The sequence below is a fragment of the Jeotgalibacillus sp. ET6 genome, assembly GCF_029667115.1.
GTDB lineage: Bacteria > Bacillota > Bacilli > Bacillales > Jeotgalibacillaceae > Jeotgalibacillus.
The window spans coordinates 24,895-40,941 of record NZ_JARUIU010000014.1; the positions used below are offsets into that span (position 1 = coordinate 24,895).

17 protein-coding genes are annotated in these 16,047 nt (G+C 43.6%); 1 reads left to right on the plus strand and 16 read right to left on the minus strand.

What is annotated here, in order from left to right; translation table 11 throughout:
- Nucleotides 1–10: 10 nt before the first annotated feature.
- From spoVT to ispE, 11 genes are all read right to left on the minus strand, one after another.
- Nucleotides 11–547, minus strand: a complete 537-nt coding sequence (spoVT, locus tag P6709_RS19035; protein ID WP_278242493.1) for a stage V sporulation protein T — start codon at nt 545–547, stop codon at nt 11–13.
- A gap of 430 nt (nt 548–977) precedes the next feature.
- Nucleotides 978–4,526, minus strand: a complete 3,549-nt coding sequence (gene mfd / locus P6709_RS19040; protein ID WP_278242494.1) for a transcription-repair coupling factor — start codon at nt 4,524–4,526, stop codon at nt 978–980.
- A 411-nt stretch (nt 4,527–4,937) separates the two neighbouring features.
- Nucleotides 4,938–5,168: an anti-sigma-F factor Fin family protein gene (locus P6709_RS19045; protein ID WP_278242495.1), complete on the minus strand. Its 231-nt coding sequence runs from the start codon at nt 5,166–5,168 to the stop codon at nt 4,938–4,940.
- 61 nt (nt 5,169–5,229) lie between these two features.
- Entirely contained in the window at nt 5,230–5,796 is a 567-nt protein-coding gene (gene pth / locus P6709_RS19050) for an aminoacyl-tRNA hydrolase (protein ID WP_278242496.1), read from the minus strand.
- Between the two features lie 102 nt (nt 5,797–5,898).
- Nucleotides 5,899–6,537 carry a 50S ribosomal protein L25/general stress protein Ctc gene (locus tag P6709_RS19055; RefSeq protein WP_278242497.1) on the minus strand — a complete coding sequence of 213 codons (639 nt, stop codon included), beginning with the start codon at nt 6,535–6,537 and terminating at the stop codon, nt 5,899–5,901.
- Nucleotides 6,538–6,799: 262 nt separating this feature from the next.
- Entirely contained in the window at nt 6,800–7,759 is a 960-nt protein-coding gene (locus P6709_RS19060) for a ribose-phosphate diphosphokinase (protein ID WP_278242498.1), read from the minus strand.
- A gap of 11 nt (nt 7,760–7,770) precedes the next feature.
- Nucleotides 7,771–9,144, minus strand: a complete 1,374-nt coding sequence (glmU, locus tag P6709_RS19065; protein WP_278242499.1) for a bifunctional UDP-N-acetylglucosamine diphosphorylase/glucosamine-1-phosphate N-acetyltransferase GlmU — start codon at nt 9,142–9,144, stop codon at nt 7,771–7,773.
- A 244-nt stretch (nt 9,145–9,388) separates the two neighbouring features.
- The gene (gene spoVG, locus P6709_RS19070) at nt 9,389–9,679 is read right to left on the minus strand and encodes a septation regulator SpoVG (protein WP_041054567.1); all 291 of its coding nucleotides are present in this window, start codon (nt 9,677–9,679) and stop codon (nt 9,389–9,391) included.
- 290 nt (nt 9,680–9,969) lie between these two features.
- The gene (locus P6709_RS19075) at nt 9,970–10,347 is read right to left on the minus strand and encodes a RidA family protein (protein ID WP_278242500.1); all 378 of its coding nucleotides are present in this window, start codon (nt 10,345–10,347) and stop codon (nt 9,970–9,972) included.
- 21 nt (nt 10,348–10,368) lie between these two features.
- On the minus strand, nt 10,369–11,217 hold the full coding sequence (gene purR, locus P6709_RS19080; RefSeq protein WP_278242501.1) for a pur operon repressor: 849 nt from the start codon (nt 11,215–11,217) through the stop codon (nt 10,369–10,371).
- 62 nt (nt 11,218–11,279) lie between these two features.
- Entirely contained in the window at nt 11,280–12,149 is an 870-nt protein-coding gene (gene ispE / locus P6709_RS19085; RefSeq protein WP_278242502.1) for a 4-(cytidine 5'-diphospho)-2-C-methyl-D-erythritol kinase, read from the minus strand.
- Nucleotides 12,150–12,290: 141 nt separating this feature from the next.
- On the opposite strand from ispE, the gene P6709_RS19090 reads away from it, so the two are divergent.
- Nucleotides 12,291–12,677: a hypothetical protein gene (locus P6709_RS19090; protein ID WP_278242503.1), complete on the plus strand. Its 387-nt coding sequence runs from the start codon at nt 12,291–12,293 to the stop codon at nt 12,675–12,677.
- On the opposite strand, the gene P6709_RS19095 is transcribed toward P6709_RS19090, so the two are convergent.
- From P6709_RS19095 to rnmV, 5 genes are all read right to left on the minus strand, one after another.
- The gene (locus P6709_RS19095; RefSeq protein WP_278242504.1) at nt 12,660–12,836 is read right to left on the minus strand and encodes a small, acid-soluble spore protein, alpha/beta type; all 177 of its coding nucleotides are present in this window, start codon (nt 12,834–12,836) and stop codon (nt 12,660–12,662) included. The genes P6709_RS19090 and P6709_RS19095 overlap by 18 nt on opposite strands.
- A 105-nt stretch (nt 12,837–12,941) precedes the next feature.
- Nucleotides 12,942–13,205, minus strand: a complete 264-nt coding sequence (veg, locus tag P6709_RS19100; protein ID WP_278242505.1) for a biofilm formation stimulator Veg — start codon at nt 13,203–13,205, stop codon at nt 12,942–12,944.
- Between the two features lie 146 nt (nt 13,206–13,351).
- Nucleotides 13,352–14,209, minus strand: a complete 858-nt coding sequence (gene yabG, locus P6709_RS19105) for a sporulation peptidase YabG (RefSeq protein ID WP_278242506.1) — start codon at nt 14,207–14,209, stop codon at nt 13,352–13,354.
- A gap of 266 nt (nt 14,210–14,475) precedes the next feature.
- Nucleotides 14,476–15,360 (minus strand): 16S rRNA (adenine(1518)-N(6)/adenine(1519)-N(6))-dimethyltransferase RsmA, encoded by an 885-nt coding sequence (gene rsmA / locus P6709_RS19110; protein ID WP_278242507.1) that lies wholly within the window; start codon nt 15,358–15,360, stop codon nt 14,476–14,478.
- Complete coding sequence (rnmV, locus tag P6709_RS19115) at nt 15,353–15,913, minus strand: ribonuclease M5 (RefSeq protein WP_278242508.1); 561 nt, start codon at nt 15,911–15,913, stop codon at nt 15,353–15,355. The genes rsmA and rnmV overlap by 8 nt, the downstream gene beginning before the upstream one ends.
- Nucleotides 15,914–16,047 lie beyond the last annotated feature (134 nt).

Sequence of the window (16,047 nt, forward strand, 5' to 3'; positions counted from 1 at the left end):
AGGGTTTGCTTTAGTTTTCCATCTGACGACCGAGGAAGCTTGCGGCTGTCTCAGAGGATTTCTTTTCAACTTCTCCAAGAGTTCCTTCTTTAGAGAAGATAATCACCGCACCGATCGGATCTCCTGACGAAACAATCGGAGCAATGGCATAAGATGCCGATTCTTCATCCTGATGTTCGATTACGGCAAGCTTTGTTTGTTTTTCAGACAAAATGCTTTTGCGAGCAGACATGACTTCTTCGATTCCTGTTCCAATCCGACGATTCAGGTACTCTTTTTTCGATACACCTGAAATGGCCACAACATTATCGCGGTCACAAATCAAAACCGGGTGACCCAGGCTGTCATGCAGCGCCTCTGCATATTCTTTCGCAAAATTGCCTAATTCATTAATAGGTGAATATTTCTTTAAGATGACTTCTCCTTCGCGGTCGACAAAAATTTCGAGGGGATCTCCTTCTCTAATGCGAAGCGTTCTTCTAATTTCTTTCGGGATAACCACCCGTCCTAAGTCGTCAATCCGTCTGACGATTCCAGTTGCTTTCATACATGGTGCCTCTCTTCCTCTTAGCGAATTTTGATTGTCCTTTATTCCACTCATTGGTACTTGCTGTTAGTATTAAATAAACGGACAAATTTATACCGGTTCCACACAATTTCTCCAAAAAAAGTATTTCTTTCGGGGTAAAACAAATTGTGCAGTATCGCCTATTATTTCCAATAACTCGAAACTTAAAACATAAAGAAAGAGCTTGAGACAAAAGTGTCTCAAGCTCTTTGACCGGTTCGGCTGCGCTTCATGCGGACGCTTTCCGCATGGACGGCGCTTGGCCTCTCAAGGCCTTTGCCCTGGTAGTCTCAAGCAACCGTCGAATCCTGCAGGAGTCGCCACCTTCCGCTCCGCTCAATCCTCGTTTTTAAACTTTTTTGAGTTTAGTCCCAGCCTCTATATGACCAATAGTAGCAATACTCCTCATTTAAGCTGTTTCTTTTATCGCTTCCGGCAGACGGCAGATTATGTCGTGAATCATATTCACCCATTGATCCGGTTTTTTATTACGAAGCTGTAGACTGACGGTTAACTTGTTGTCATTCATGCCGAGTCCTACATCTCTGCCATGGCGATTGCCGATCTCAAACGCTTTTGCTCCATCAATCTGGGCAGTCCCTGCTTCACTTATTTCAAGCTTCACAGACTCCTTTGTCTGATGGATGGCCTCTAAACCAATTAACTGGCCGTAGGCTTTAATTTCTGCGATTTGAAACAAGGTATGAACCTCTGTGGGATAATCTCCAAACCGGTCAATCATTTCATCTTTTAACTCTGATACTTCGTCCACTGTAGAAGCGCCTCTGAATTTTTTGTACATCTCTATCTTTTGATGGCCATCCGGAATATACGAGGACGGAATGTAGGCGTCCTGCTTTACATCCAGATCAAGCTCCACTGCTGGTTTTTGACGCTTTTCTTCATGAGAGAAAGCAGGAAGCTGCTCTTTACGCTCCTCGATTGCTTCTTTCAGCATTTGAGAATACAAGTCAAACCCAACAGAATCGATAAATCCGTGCTGCTGAGAGCCAAGCAGATTGCCAGCTCCCCTAATGGTCAGGTCACGCATGGCTATTTTAAATCCGGAACCAAGCTCCGTGAACTCTTTAATGGATTGAAGACGTTTTTCCGCCACTTCAGTGAGCACTTTATCTTTGCGATACGTAAAATACGAATAGGCAACCCGATTGGAACGGCCGACTCGTCCGCGAAGCTGATAAAGCTGTGACAGTCCCATTCGATCCGCATCAAATACAATTAGTGTATTTACGTTTGGAATGTCGACGCCTGTTTCAATAATGGTTGTAGTCACCAGCACATCATATTCTCCCTCGAGAAACTGAAGGATGACAGACTCAAGCTCCGTTTCCGTCATTTGACCGTGTGCAACGGCAACTCTGGCATCTGGGACAAGCGTTTGGATTTCATCCGCTTTTTTCGTGATATCCTCAACCCGGTTGTATAGGAAGTAAATTTGACCGTCTCTGGCAAGCTCACGCTCTATGGCTTCGCGAATCAGCGGCCCGTTATATTCCATTACATAGGTTTGCACTGGGAACCTGTTTTCCGGTGGTGTTTCGATAACTGATAAGTCCCGTACGCCGAGCATCGACATATGAAGGGTACGCGGAATTGGAGTCGCCGTCAGTGTTAACACATCGATATTCGTTTTCAGCTGTTTGATTTTCTCTTTGTGCGTTACGCCAAAACGCTGCTCTTCATCGATAATCAGCAGTCCGATATCACGATACTTAATATCCTTAGAAAGCAAGCGGTGTGTCCCAACTACTACATCTATAGTTCCTGCCTGCAGCCCTTTCATGGTTTCCTGCTGCTGCTTTCGTGTTCTAAAACGGCTTAACAGCCCAATATTAATCGGAAAATCCTGCATTCTCTCCATCATCGTTTCATAATGCTGCTGGGCAAGAATCGTCGTTGGAACGAGGATAGCCACTTGTTTGCCATCCATTATCGCTTTAAACGCTGCACGGATTGCGACTTCTGTTTTCCCATATCCAACATCTCCGCACAACAGCCTGTCCATCGGACGCTCTCTTTGCATATCTTTTTTGATTTCTTCAATTGATCGCAGCTGATCGTCCGTTTCCTGATAAGGGAAAGCCGATTCAAATTCCTGCTGCTCATTTGTATCTTCTGTAAACGCATAGCCTTTTGCCGTTTCGCGTTCAGCATACAGCTTGATCAAATCGTCTGCAATATCTGCCACTGAAGACTGAACCTTGCTTTTTACTCTCTTCCATTCCGTACCGCCGAGTTTATACAGCTTAGGTTCTTTTCCTTCAGAACCTACGTACTTTTGGACAAGCTCTATTTGATCAACCGGAACATAGAGCTGATCATTTCCCTGGTAGCGGACGTTTAAATAGTCCTTGTGAAGGCCATTAATTTCAAGTGTTTCAATCCCCAGATACTTTCCGATCCCGTGATTTACGTGAACGACATAGTCGCCTACCTTCAGTTCGGAATAGCTTTTAATCCGTTCCGCATTTGAAAGCTTTTGCTGGCGCTTTTTCTTTCTGGTTTTCTGTCTGAAAAGCTCTTCTTCTGTCATGACTGCAAGCTTATGCATGGGCAGTTCGAAGCCTGACTGAAGAGTGCCGCTGACAATTTGCACTGCTTGCGGAATCAGCGGCTGACCATCTTGAACAATCGCTGCGTCAATTTCATAATCAGCGAGCACCCGCTCAAACTTCTGCAGCCGCTGGCCATCCGGAGCAAGCAGGACAACCGTATACTTACTGTTCTTCCAACGTTCCAGCTCTGCTTTTAACACATGCATCTGCCCATGAAAGCTTTGCATTGGCTTACAGGAGAACGTATGAATCTTTTTAGGATGAATAATCGGAATTTGACGGGTGAACAACGAAAAGTACACTTTTTTCAGATTGCTTTTTGCAAGAATCTGAGCAAGACTATGGGAAACGGATACATCATGCAGAATCTTTCCCTCTTCAAGCAAAGAAACATACCAATCCATTTCTTCTTTTTCTAATGTCTCATCCATTTCATAAATCCTGCTTATTTCATCAAATAGCACTAAGCCGTCATCAGGCATGTAATCTAGCAAACTGGCTTCTTCTTCATAGGCCAGAGAATGATATTTAAATAATTCATCCGGCTTTTGACCATTCTTAAGCATACCCGCTTCATACTCGACCTGCTCTGCCATCGCTTCCTGAATAGAAGGTTTTTTCACCTTTTTCAAGCTGGCTTTTAACCGGGCCGATAATTCAGCTGCCACACGCTGCAGATCCTCTTTTTCCATAATGACCTCAGTCGCCGGACCAATTGTTACATCATCGAGGTTTTTAATTGAACGCTGATCCTCTGCAGAAAACGTTCGGATCGAGTCAATTTCTGTATCAAATAACTCAATTCGGACAGGATCAGGCGAAGTTAATGGGTAAATATCGATTATTCCTCCGCGAACACTGAATTCCCCGGGACGCCCGACCATATCAGCTCGCTCGTAGCCCATTTTTAATAGCGCAGAAAGAGTAGAGTTCACTTCAATTTCATTTCCCAGAGACAACGTAAACTGGCTCATTGTCCACTTGTTTTTCGGAGGAACAATCTTACGAAGACCCGCCATCGGCACAATGTACAGCCCCGTGCCTTTTGCAGCGAGATGATTCATCGCATCCAGCCGCTGTGCGAGAAGCTCCGGACTGGCAATACTCATCTCTGCAGCAATCAATTCATTCGCAGGATATAAGAAGACCTCATCCTCAGCGATAAACTGAAGCATATCCTCATACAAACGCTGCGCCTGAAGTAAATTATGCGTCACGACCATCACAGGCCGGTTCAGCTCCTTAAACGCCCCCGCCATAAACGAACTTCGAGCCGACCCCGACAAACCGGAAATCAGCTGCTCACGTGCACCCGTATCTATATCATCAATCACAGACCTTATCTCAGAATCATTCAACAACCCACTCAACAAAGCACTCAAAAAGCCTCTCCTCCTATTAATAAAAGCGTAAGGCGCTCGTTCAGCTCCGACAAGCATAAGGCGCGGTGGCCAAGCAGGCATGAACTTTGCCTGCTGGGACAGCGTGACTTATGACCTCGAGGAGCTAGCGCCTGAAGCTGGATAATATAAAAGCGTAAGCAGGCGTCTAGGGGCGACAAGCATAAGATGTCCTGCACCATAGGCGATCTTTGCCTATTGGGCTGGGCAGCTTATGACCTCGAGACCCTGCCTGCTGGAGCTGGATAAAGTAAAAGCGTAAGGCTCCTGCAAAGCAAAATGATCTATCAAACATGACCTTCGCCTCTCGGTCATAGCCTGAAAAGTATCTTATCCTTTACTAGCTTCCTGTCAGACAGTGAAAACGCCTTGGATGCGCCCATCCAAAGCTGCTTACTGTATAAATGAATCCAATTCGTGGTAATCAGGATTTCGTTCAAGGGACTCCTGACAGTCTTCACAAATTGTCTGAATCTCTACATGACCTTCTTTTGTATAGGATACCATGCTCTGTCTTTCTTCATTTGACAACTTATGAATGCCAAGCTGTTCTGAGTTAACGGAGTGAGTATCCAATTTCCCGACTGAATTTCCACAATGCCGGCACTGATAGTGAATCGCCACTTTTTTCAGCTCCCTTCATGCAACCTTATATTGTAGTATAAGCCGCATGGAGAGGAGATATTCATTCGGTTCGATTAAATTCATTCATCACTTCTAGAAAAGGTTTGTCCAGCCACTTTTCACATGCATCCGCACTTTTTGTCACGGCTTCTTGAATAGCAGGCCATTCCTCAGCTGAAAATTTGCTTAGGACATAATCAGGTACTTTCATTCCTTGAGGCGGCCGGCTGATGCCCATACGGATTCTGTTAAAATTTTGCGTGCCTAAATGGGCGATTGTACTCTTAATTCCATTATGACCTCCAGCGCTTCCTTTTTGCCGGAGACGCAGGGATCCTGTTGGCAGATCGAGGTCATCATAGATCACCAAAAGATCTTCAAGCGGTATATCATAATAATCCATAAGTGGACGAATGCTTTCGCCTGATAAATTCATGTAGGTAAGTGGTTTAAGCAGTATGATTCTTTCACCATTTCGGTGAACAGTGGAAAATGCACCTTTGAATTTACTTTGCAAAAGAGGGGCATTCCAACGGGAGGAAAGCTCATCAATTACTTCAAAGCCTATATTATGCTTCGTTTTATCGTACGTTTTTCCCGGGTTTCCCAGGCCAACAATCAATTTCATCTTTGAAACACCTCATCAATAAGTACAGTCAAAAAACCTGCTCACACCTATCATAAACCATTTTGGGCGTAACCTCCAAGAAAGGTTACGCCCCAAAATAGATTATTCTGCTGATTGCTGCTCTGGTGATTCCTCTGATTCGTCAGTAGAAGTCTCTTCGCCTTCTTCTGATGCCTCTTCAGGCTCTTCCTCTACTCGAGGTGCCAATACAGAAGCGATTGCTTCGTCATCTTCATGGTTGATGGTTACATTGTAGTTTGAACGGATATCCCCTACTGAAACGGCATCGCCAATTTCCAGCTTGCTGATATCTACTTCAATATATTCAGGAATATCGCTAGGTTTAGCTGAAATAGACAATTCATGAAGTGTTGTTTGGACAACTCCGCCTTCATTGGTTCCTGCTGCCTCACCTGTCAAATGAACCGTAACGTCTACGTCTAGCTCGGAAGACATATTAACAGCCAGGAAGTCAGCGTGGATGATTTCATCTTTTAAGAAATCGGATTGGTAGTCACTTAATACTACCTTCTGCTTGTTTCCTTCGATATCCAAATCAATAATTCCGTTACGTCCAACTTCACGGATCGTCTTAACTAAGTCAATTTCATCTACGTAAACAGATGTATTCTCAACTTTATATCCGTACACGACAGCTGGAAGCTTGCCTGCATTTCGTAATTCTGTGATGTCTGATTTTTTAAAACCGCTGCGTTTAGTCGCTTTTAATACTGAGCTCATAATTAATCACCTTTCAGTTTGTAGTATCGTATGGATTAACCTATTCTTAAAGTTACCCCTGTTAGCGTCCTCTTAAACCTTAACCTAAGTAATGAGATGCGTTTTATTATATAAACCTTTACTAAACTTCATTAATTTTTTGATTAGTGATAAAACCTAACGAATATGGAATTTTTTTATATAAAAATATTATGCCCTTTTTAACAAAAATAAAAACTTCAGGAAAACCGGCTTTAGACCGATTTCCTGAAGTTTCTCTTTTTTAATCAAAAAGCATGCTGACGGATTGCTCCTCATACACACGAATAATGGCTTCTGCAAGCAGGTTGGCAACAGATAGCTCAACAATCTTGCCGCCTTTTTTCTCTTCGCTTAAGGCAATGGAATTTGTGACAATTAATTCTTTTATTGGGGAGTTGTTAATCCGCTCAATTGCAGGGCCTGAAAGTACAGGGTGTGTACAGCTTGCATACACTTCCTTTGCCCCGCTTTCCATTAAAGCGTTAGCAGCAAGTGTAATAGTGCCTGCTGTATCGATAATGTCATCAATTAAAATCGCCGTTTTCCCTTCTACGCTTCCGACAATATTCATGATTTCAGCCACATTTGGTTTCGGGCGGCGTTTATCAATGATGGCGATCGGCGCTTTCAGGCGCTCCGCTAATTTACGCGTACGTGTTACACCGCCATGGTCAGGAGAGACAATGACAATTTCATCGGGATTGAAATTCTTTGCGATAAAATAATCAGCAATGATTGGCACTCCGCGAAGATGGTCAATTAAGATATCAAAGAAGCCTTGAATTTGCGGCGCATGCAAGTCCAGGGTGATGACACGTGTAGCACCGGCAGTCTCGAGAAGATTCGCAATAAGCTTTGCTGTAATTGGCTCTCTTGCCCGGGCTTTGCGGTCCTGACGAGCATAGCCATAGTATGGCATAACAATATTTATGGTTTTAGCGGAAGCCCGCTTTAACGCATCTACCATAATCAGCAATTCCATCAGGTTTTCGTTTACAGGAGTTGAGGTGGATTGAACGACAAAAACATCGCATCCACGAATACTTTCTTCAATATTAATTTGAATTTCTCCATCACTAAAACTTGTTACCGAGCATTTTCCAAGCTTTGTTCCAACTGCAGCTGCAATATCTTTTGCCAATTCCTCGTTGGAGTTCAAGGAAAAAATCTTCAATTTTGAATCTTTATATTCTCTAGACATGATAGCCTCCATTAATTTTTTGAGTGAATTTTGCCCGCATAGCCTTCTTTGTTTTCCTGACGCGCTCTTGCAATGGACAGCGCTTCACCAGGTACATCCTTTGTAATCGTTGAACCGGCAGCGACATAGGCGCCTTTGCCTATCTTCACCGGTGCTACAAGATTTGAATTGCAGCCGACGAAAACGTTGTCCTCGATTGTAGTCAGGTGTTTCTTTTTCCCATCGTAATTCACTGTAATGGAGCCGCAGCCTATGTTCACATCAGAACCGACTTCCGCATCTCCAATATAGCTTAAATGAGAAGCTTTACTTGCTTTACCGAATGAGGCCTTTTTGATCTCGACAAAGTTTCCGATCTTCACTTCATCGCCAATCGATGACTGAGGACGGATGTGGGCGAAAGGACCAATTGTTACATCAGATCCAACTGCACTGTCGTGTACGACAGACTGCTTAATCGAAGTCCGGTCTCCAATTGAACTGTCCTTAAATTCACTGCCAGGTCCCACTACGCAATCTTCACCAATTGTCGTTTCACCCAAAATAACCGTACCCGGGTAAATCACTGTGTCCCGGCCAATTACCGCTTCATTTGAGATGTATGTGTTTCCAGGATCTATAATGGAAACACCGCTGCGCATATGCTTTTCGTTAATCCGTGCTCTCATAAGCCCTTCTGCCTGAGAAAGCGCGACACGGTCATTCACTCCAAGCGTTTCACTTGCCTCGGCAGTTTGAAATGCGCCGATTGTTTCTCCTTCGGTCTGAAGAATTTCAATGACATCTGGCAAATAGTATTCCCCTTGCACATTATCATTCGATACATTTTCAAGCGCTTTAAATAATGCACGATTATCAAAGCAATACGTTCCTGTGTTGACTTCTTTGACGCTTCGTTCTGATTCATTGGCGTCTTTATGCTCCACAATCCGTTTTACAAGACCGTTTTCATCCCGGATAATCCGGCCATAGCCATCCGGCTTTTCCTGATGAGCTGTCAAAATGGTCGCTTTCGCCTGTTGCTCCTCATGATGCTGAATTAGAGAAGACATCGTTTCAGCCGTAATCAACGGCGTGTCCCCGCATACGACCAAAGTGATTCCATCTTTATTTTGTAAACGATCTTTCGCCTGCATTACGGCATGAGCGGTTCCGAGCTGCTCTGCCTGCAAGACAAATTCTGAACGATCGCCAAGCTGAGCTTGAACGAGTTCAGCACCATGACCAACAACGGTTACAATTTCATTCATATTTGCATGTTGTACTTGCTCCAATACATGCTCCACCATAGGCTTTCCGCATACTGGATGCAACACTTTATATAACTTAGATTTCATACGGGTACCTTGACCCGCAGCTAAAATTACCGCATATCGATTCGACATTGTCGGTCCTCCAGTCAACATTTTTCCACTTCGAATATATATTAAAAACGCCTTTATTTCAAGGAAAGCAGCGATTTCAGAACAATCTGTCATTCTTTTGTCATATAATCTGGTCAATCTGGTGAATTAATCTAGTGAATATGCCTTTTTACTGTCTTTTAGTATTTTGTTCCGCCATAAAAAACTGCACCAAAATGACAGAAGCAGGTCCAGTCATCCCGGTGCAGTTTATTTAGCTTGTTATTTATGCTCCAGCCTCTTCTAACTGAGCTTCCTCTGCTTCACCCACACGCAAGTATTCTTCAAGAACAGATTCCTGAATCATTTCTCTTGTTCCGGAATTAATTGGGTGTGCAATGTCACGAAATTCACCATCAGGCGTTCTTTTGCTCGGCATGGCAACAAACAAACCATTGTTGCCGTCAATTACCCGAATATCATGAACCACAAATTCATTATCAAGAGTTATGGAGGCAATGGCTCTCATTCGGCTGTCTGTTTTAACACGTCGTAATCTCACATCTGTCACTTCCACTAATTACCACCACCTTTCTCCTTATATGACGCACTATTCATTAATTCTTCATAATACTGTCATTTTCCTACTTAAAAATGAAAAAAGTAGAAAATATTTTCAGATCTAGGTGCTTTTTATCGTGCATCTTATAATTGGGTTGAATCATAAAGGAAGCTTTCGACAATATAAGATGGTTGAATGATACATCAATATACAGCATGGACTCTGTAAAATTTGCATAGAAAAAAGAGGCTTGGACAGGTGTCTAAGCCTCTTTGACCGGTTTCTCTTCGTTTAAAAAACGATGTTTACTGCTTTACTAATGCTACGACCTCAATTTCAATGTCAGCGCCTTTAGGAAGCTTAGAAACCTCTACACACGATCTTGCCGGACGATGATCTTGAAAGTATTCACTGTAAATTTCATTCACCGCTGTGAAATTTTCAAGGTTTGTTAAAAAGACGGTCGTTTTTACAACCGTAGAAAATGTTGCACCTGCTTCTTCAAGAACCGCACGAAGGTTACTAAAAACCTGATGGGTCTGCTCTTCAATCGTTCCTTCGACTAACGTTCCTTCCGCTGTGAGCGGGATCTGCCCTGAGCTGTAAAAAAGATTATTTACAATAACACCTTGAGAATACGGACCAATAGCCGCTGGAGCTTGATTTGTCTGAACAAACTTCATTTCAATTCCTCCTAATCCATTCTATTCCTTTTTTTCACCTAAAAAGGATGGAACCTGATCAAAATAATTGCCTGTTTCTACTCCAATCGTTTTCCCTTTTTCATCTACACCAGTCAGATTCAATAAGGAAATCCAATTATCAATAAGCCGCTCTTCACCGTATTCAGATTCAATAAAGATTCCTACGCCTGCTACTGTGGCTGAAAATTCCTCTAAAAGATTTTTCATTCCTGCAGCTGTACCGCCTGCACGCATAAAGTCATCCACAATCAAAACGCGGGAGCCTTGAGCCAGGCTTCTTTTGGACAGCACCATGGTCTGAATTCTCTTGGAAGACCCTGAGACGTAATTTATGCTGACAGTTGAACCTTCTGTAACTTTACTGTCACGCCTAACGACGACGACCGGCACCCCGAGATACCTTGCTACCGCGTGAGCGATCCCGATCCCTTTTGTAGCAACCGTCATAATCACGTCAATTTTCTGGTCTGCAAAAGCAGCTGCAAAGAGCTTGCCGACATGATTCATTAAATGAATATCTCCAAGAATATCCGTCATATATAAATACCCGCCAGGCAGCAGACGATTCGAATGAGACACGTGGGTGCGTAAAGATTCAATCAACTCTTTTGCGTACTCTCGTTTAATGCCAGGGATGTACTTTACACCACCCGCTGCACCAGGTACGGTTTGAAGCGTTCCCACACCGCGCAGTTCAAACGTGTCTTTCACAATGACTAAATCCTCACTTATAGAAGATTTAGCCGACTGAAATCGATCTGCAAAAAATGTTAGTGATACAAGTTCTCTTGGATGTTCCATTAAGTAATGAGTCATATCAATAAGCCGTTCACTGCGTTTGACCTTCATTGCCGTTTACTACCTCCCAAAACCCGAATAATGTATAGTAACTATATCATTATTATACGGATTCAAGCAAGGGGGTTCCGTTCACCCAATAAGCGGACAGCAAAAACCTGATCGCAAAATCCGCGAAGGCCATTGTAAACCCTCTGGACCTTTGATTCATACTCCACAATCCCAAATACCGTAGGCCCACTTCCGCTCATTAAGACCGCATCAGCCCCGAAGCGCTCCATTTGATCTTTAATATGTGCTACTTCAGGATGCATGTTTAATGTAACAGCCTCAAGCGCATTGCCTAAATTGGCACACATCGCTTTAAAGTCCTGATCATAAATCGCCTGCACCATGGCCTTTGTATCCGGGTGTTCAATCCGATCCGTCTTTAAATTCCGATATACATCAGCTGTCGAAACCCCGATAGACGGTTTCGCCAGAATCACCCAGCATTTAGGGGGACAAGGAAGCTCCTGAATGATCTCTCCTCTTCCGGTCGCAAGCGCCGTTCCTCCATAAACACAAAATGATACGTCTGACCCGATTTCCGACCCAATTTCAGCCAGTTCATCAAGCGTTAAATTCAATGACCACAGCTGATTTAAACCGCGCAGCGTCGCCGCCGCATCACTGCTTCCTCCTGCCAGGCCGGCTGCAACAGGAATTTGCTTTTGAATCGTAATCGAAACACCCTGCTTTACCTTATACCGCCGCTGCAATAAATCTGCCGCCTTATATGCAAGGTTACGGTGATCGCCAGGAACAAACCGATCATGAGACAAAATAAAAATTGAGCCATCCCGTACAATCTCCAATTCAATCCGATCCGCTAAATCTACGGTTGTCATCACCATTTCAACCTCATGAAACCCATCAGGTCTCTTACCCAGCACATCCAGCGACAAATTAATCTTCGCAGGTGCCTTTACCATCATCTTCAACCTACTTCACCTCAATCATCAAACAGTTCAATGAAGCTATTGTAGCATAAATGAAGAAAAGTGGAAGCAGGCGTTTAGGGGCGACAAGCATAAGACGACCTGCTCACATAGGCGCTTTCTGCCTATTGGGCGGGTTGGCTTATGACCTCGAGACCCTGCCTGCTGAAACTGGATCAAGAAAAGTGGAAGCAGGCGTTCTGCCCTGACAAGCACAAGGCGGTTCGCGAGGAGGGCGTTCTTTACCACCGCAGCGAATCGACTTGTGACTCGAAGGGCTGCCTGCTGGAACTGGATCAAGAAAAGTGGAAGCAGGCGTTCTGCCCTGACAGGCATAAAGCAATCTGGGCACTGAATGTTCTTTCATCACCTTTAAAAACACCCGCCTCTCCCCATACAAAAAACCAGCAGAGTTTCCTCTGCTGGTTTGCGGCTGATACCTGTTTGTATTTGATGAACCTGCACGCACCCAAGCTGTCGTTAACGAAAAATGGACATGATTGTAAAAATATTTTACTGTTTTTTCGCTAGCTGTGTTTCAGCCATTTCGATGGCTCGTTTCACCATGTTACCGGCATCTCGTGATTTTATCCCGCCCCAGCCTTCCTGCTGGACCGTATCGTAAAACCCGAGTTCTTTGGCGATCTCTTCTTTGAGTTGATCAGACATGATGCTTCTACGTCTACCCACGTCGGTTTTCCCCCTCCGTCGGTAACAGCCATCTTTACTATGTACAAAATGAAAGGAGCTATGCATTTGAGAAAAAATAAAAAAGCAGTAAACGACTGTCCACTGCTAGCTTACGTTAATTGCTTCAGAACCTTCATCAATAAAGGTTAATTCCACAGATTCAGTTAGTACATCGGTGTAGCTGTACGATACCCGTTCAAAAGCATGCTCATCCTGATCGAGTTCCACGATAAAGATGGACGGATACGTTTCAGTAAGAACTCCTGAACGCTCGATTGTCTTGCGTCTTCCACCATTGGCTTTTAACATTAGACGTTTTCCGAGATTTAAATCAAGTGCCTTTTTAATGTCGGCTAAAGTTTTTGGCATTTCGCTTCCACCTCACTGGTTTTAGTATAACACAATGTTCCTGCGAGGTCAAACAAATAAATTATTTTATCAATATTTCAATATGAATGTCAATGTTTTTTATTTTGCAAATACCGCTGTTTTTCGTCAGCAGGTCGTATTTTTCCTTATTCTGTGTACATTTCCGCCCGATAAGGAGTTCCTGTTCTCAGGACACCTTTTGTTTCTACACCGCCAATACCGTCTTCATCTGCCAGTGTATGCTGTAAAATGTCTTCCATAAATACAGATTCTTTAAAGGAGGTATAACTCACTTTTCCTACTGTATAAACAGGGTCAAGTGCATGAATATTTACACGGAGCGGCGAACTGGCAAAATTCGCTCCAGCATGAATTAATGATTCGAAATGCGATTGGCATGCGCCAGCAAAAATGACAAGCTGATCCAGGCTGGGCATTTTTCTTCTTGCCGTTTGCACGGCTTTCACGAATGCCGCTGAGTTTCGGTAGGAATTAATATCGGTTTTTTTTCCACGGGAGGGAAGATAAGCATCGTGCCCTGTAAGAACCAAAATTTGCGGCTGGTATTTCTCAATGAGTGCTGCTACGCGCTCAGGCATCTCCTGCTCCTGGCAATGGATTCCGACTACAGGTACACCCAGTGAGGAATAAGCATCGATACACTTATTTAAATATTGAGGATCTCCATCAAGGTGAAGTACTTTGCCTGGTAAATGAAAAGATTGACTAGAGGAGGAATTGTTTCGCTGCTCTTTTTTCTTTGTGTCATTTTTAAAGGAATGAAACGATTCCTCCTCTTGACTTCTCCACTCTTCTTCTATGCGCTCAATATCTTTTTCTGTCATCAGTGTTAGATCCGCTACTGGCGCATCTGCCACTAACCGGATGTCAGAACCAAACAAGATCGCCACTTCTTCTCCATCCCGCTCTACCACGTCCACTACACGAAACAATACATCACATCCGTAAGATTTCCGTCCAACTAACTGGTTGATCCATTCCATGCGGCGGCCTCCTGTCTCCCTGACCTCTCTTTACTTTATGCAGGAAGCTGCCTATGGGTGATTGGATTATTGAATCAGGCTGACAGGGATGGATCTTCATAAGCAGGCAATCCATTTTTAACAAGAATTATAAGAAGTACTTACTTATAATGTCATTAATTTTTAAAAATAAACCAAATAAAAAGATGCATTCGCGAAAACAACTCTCTCGTGAACACATCCCTGTAACGGATGCCTTATTAACATCCGGTGATTTTTAATTTTATTCAGGCTTGCTTAAAAGCTGGATATAAGGCGTCGGAAAGCGCCCCAAATTCCGGAATTGACAGACTTTCCCCTCTTCTGGCCGGGTCGATTCCGGCAGCTGACAATGCGCTGAGAATGCTTTCTTTTTTCGCTTTCCCGTTCGGCAGCTGACTCGTCAAATTATTTAAGATGGTTTTTCTGCGCTGAGCAAAGGAAGACCGCGTTACCTGGAAGAAAAATTCTTCATTCATTACGTCTACTGCAGGTTTTTCCCGCTTCATCAGCTTTATAACAGCTGAATCAACATTCGGCTGCGGCATAAACACTGTTTTAGGGACGACCATTACCGTGGATGCCTTTGTATAGTATTGTATCGCTATGGACAAAGAGCCGTATGTTTTAGAACCTGGCTTCGCCGCGATTCGGTCCGCTACTTCTTTTTGCAGCATCACCACCAAGCCGTGGATCGGAAGATTTTCGGTGAGCAGCTTTAAAATAATCGGCGTCGTTACGTAATATGGAAGATTCGCGACAACCATTACTTTTTCAACATCTGCCAGCTCTTCTTTAATCGTCTTTTCCACGTCAGCTTTCAAGATATCGGAATGGAGAACTTTGATGTTATCGTACGGAGACAAAGTGTCCTCTAGAATCGGCAGCAGCCGCTGATCAATTTCAAAGGAGACGACTTTCTTGGAGGCTCTTGCCAGGTGCTCGGTCAATGCTCCAATACCCGGTCCCACTTCAATCGCCCCGTCTTCTTTTGTCAGGCCGGCATGATCCACGATATTTACTAATATGTTTGGGTCAATTAAAAAATTCTGACCGAGGCTCTTTTTAAATGAAAATCCATATTTTTTCATAATTTCTTTTGTTCTGATGGGTGTTGCAATGTCTTTAGTCATGTTGTTCCTCCTGTAGTATACGTGACATCTCATGGATGAACTCATCTTTTGATATTTGGAACATCAGAAGGCGATTATACAGCTGTTTTCCATTTGAATACCCGATATTAAGCCTTTTTCCTAAGAGTTCTCTGCGGGCTTTGGCTTTAGGCCCGCCGATTAGTCCAGCTTCAATAAGCTCTTCTTTAGATATCTGCTCAACAGGCGCTTCCATCATAGTATGAGCATGCTTCAACGCTTCCCGAATGGTGTCGGCGGAGGCGTGTTCGACTCCAAGCCCTCTTCCCTTTTTTCTTAGAGCATCCTGCCGGTCAATAAAAGCATGCTTGCAGCCTGGTACATATTCCTGCACAATTTGACGAATTCTCTGTCCTGGATAGTCGGGATCCGTTAAGACAATGACGCCGCGCTTTTCCTGAGCATGCTTAATCTTTTCCAAAACACTTTCATGGACCGCTGAGCCGTTTGTTTCTATTGTATCGGCATTTACTGCCCTTTTTATCGCAGTGGTATCATCTCTTCCTTCTACGACAATAATTTCTTTAATTTTCATGTGTTCCTCCATAAATTCCTTGTTTCTTCTATTGTATAAGGAGCTCGTTTTTTGTATCTTCTTAGTATAAATCAATTTCTGCGAAAACACACAAAAAACAGGAAGATTTCTCTCCCTGTTCCATGGCATTCTGT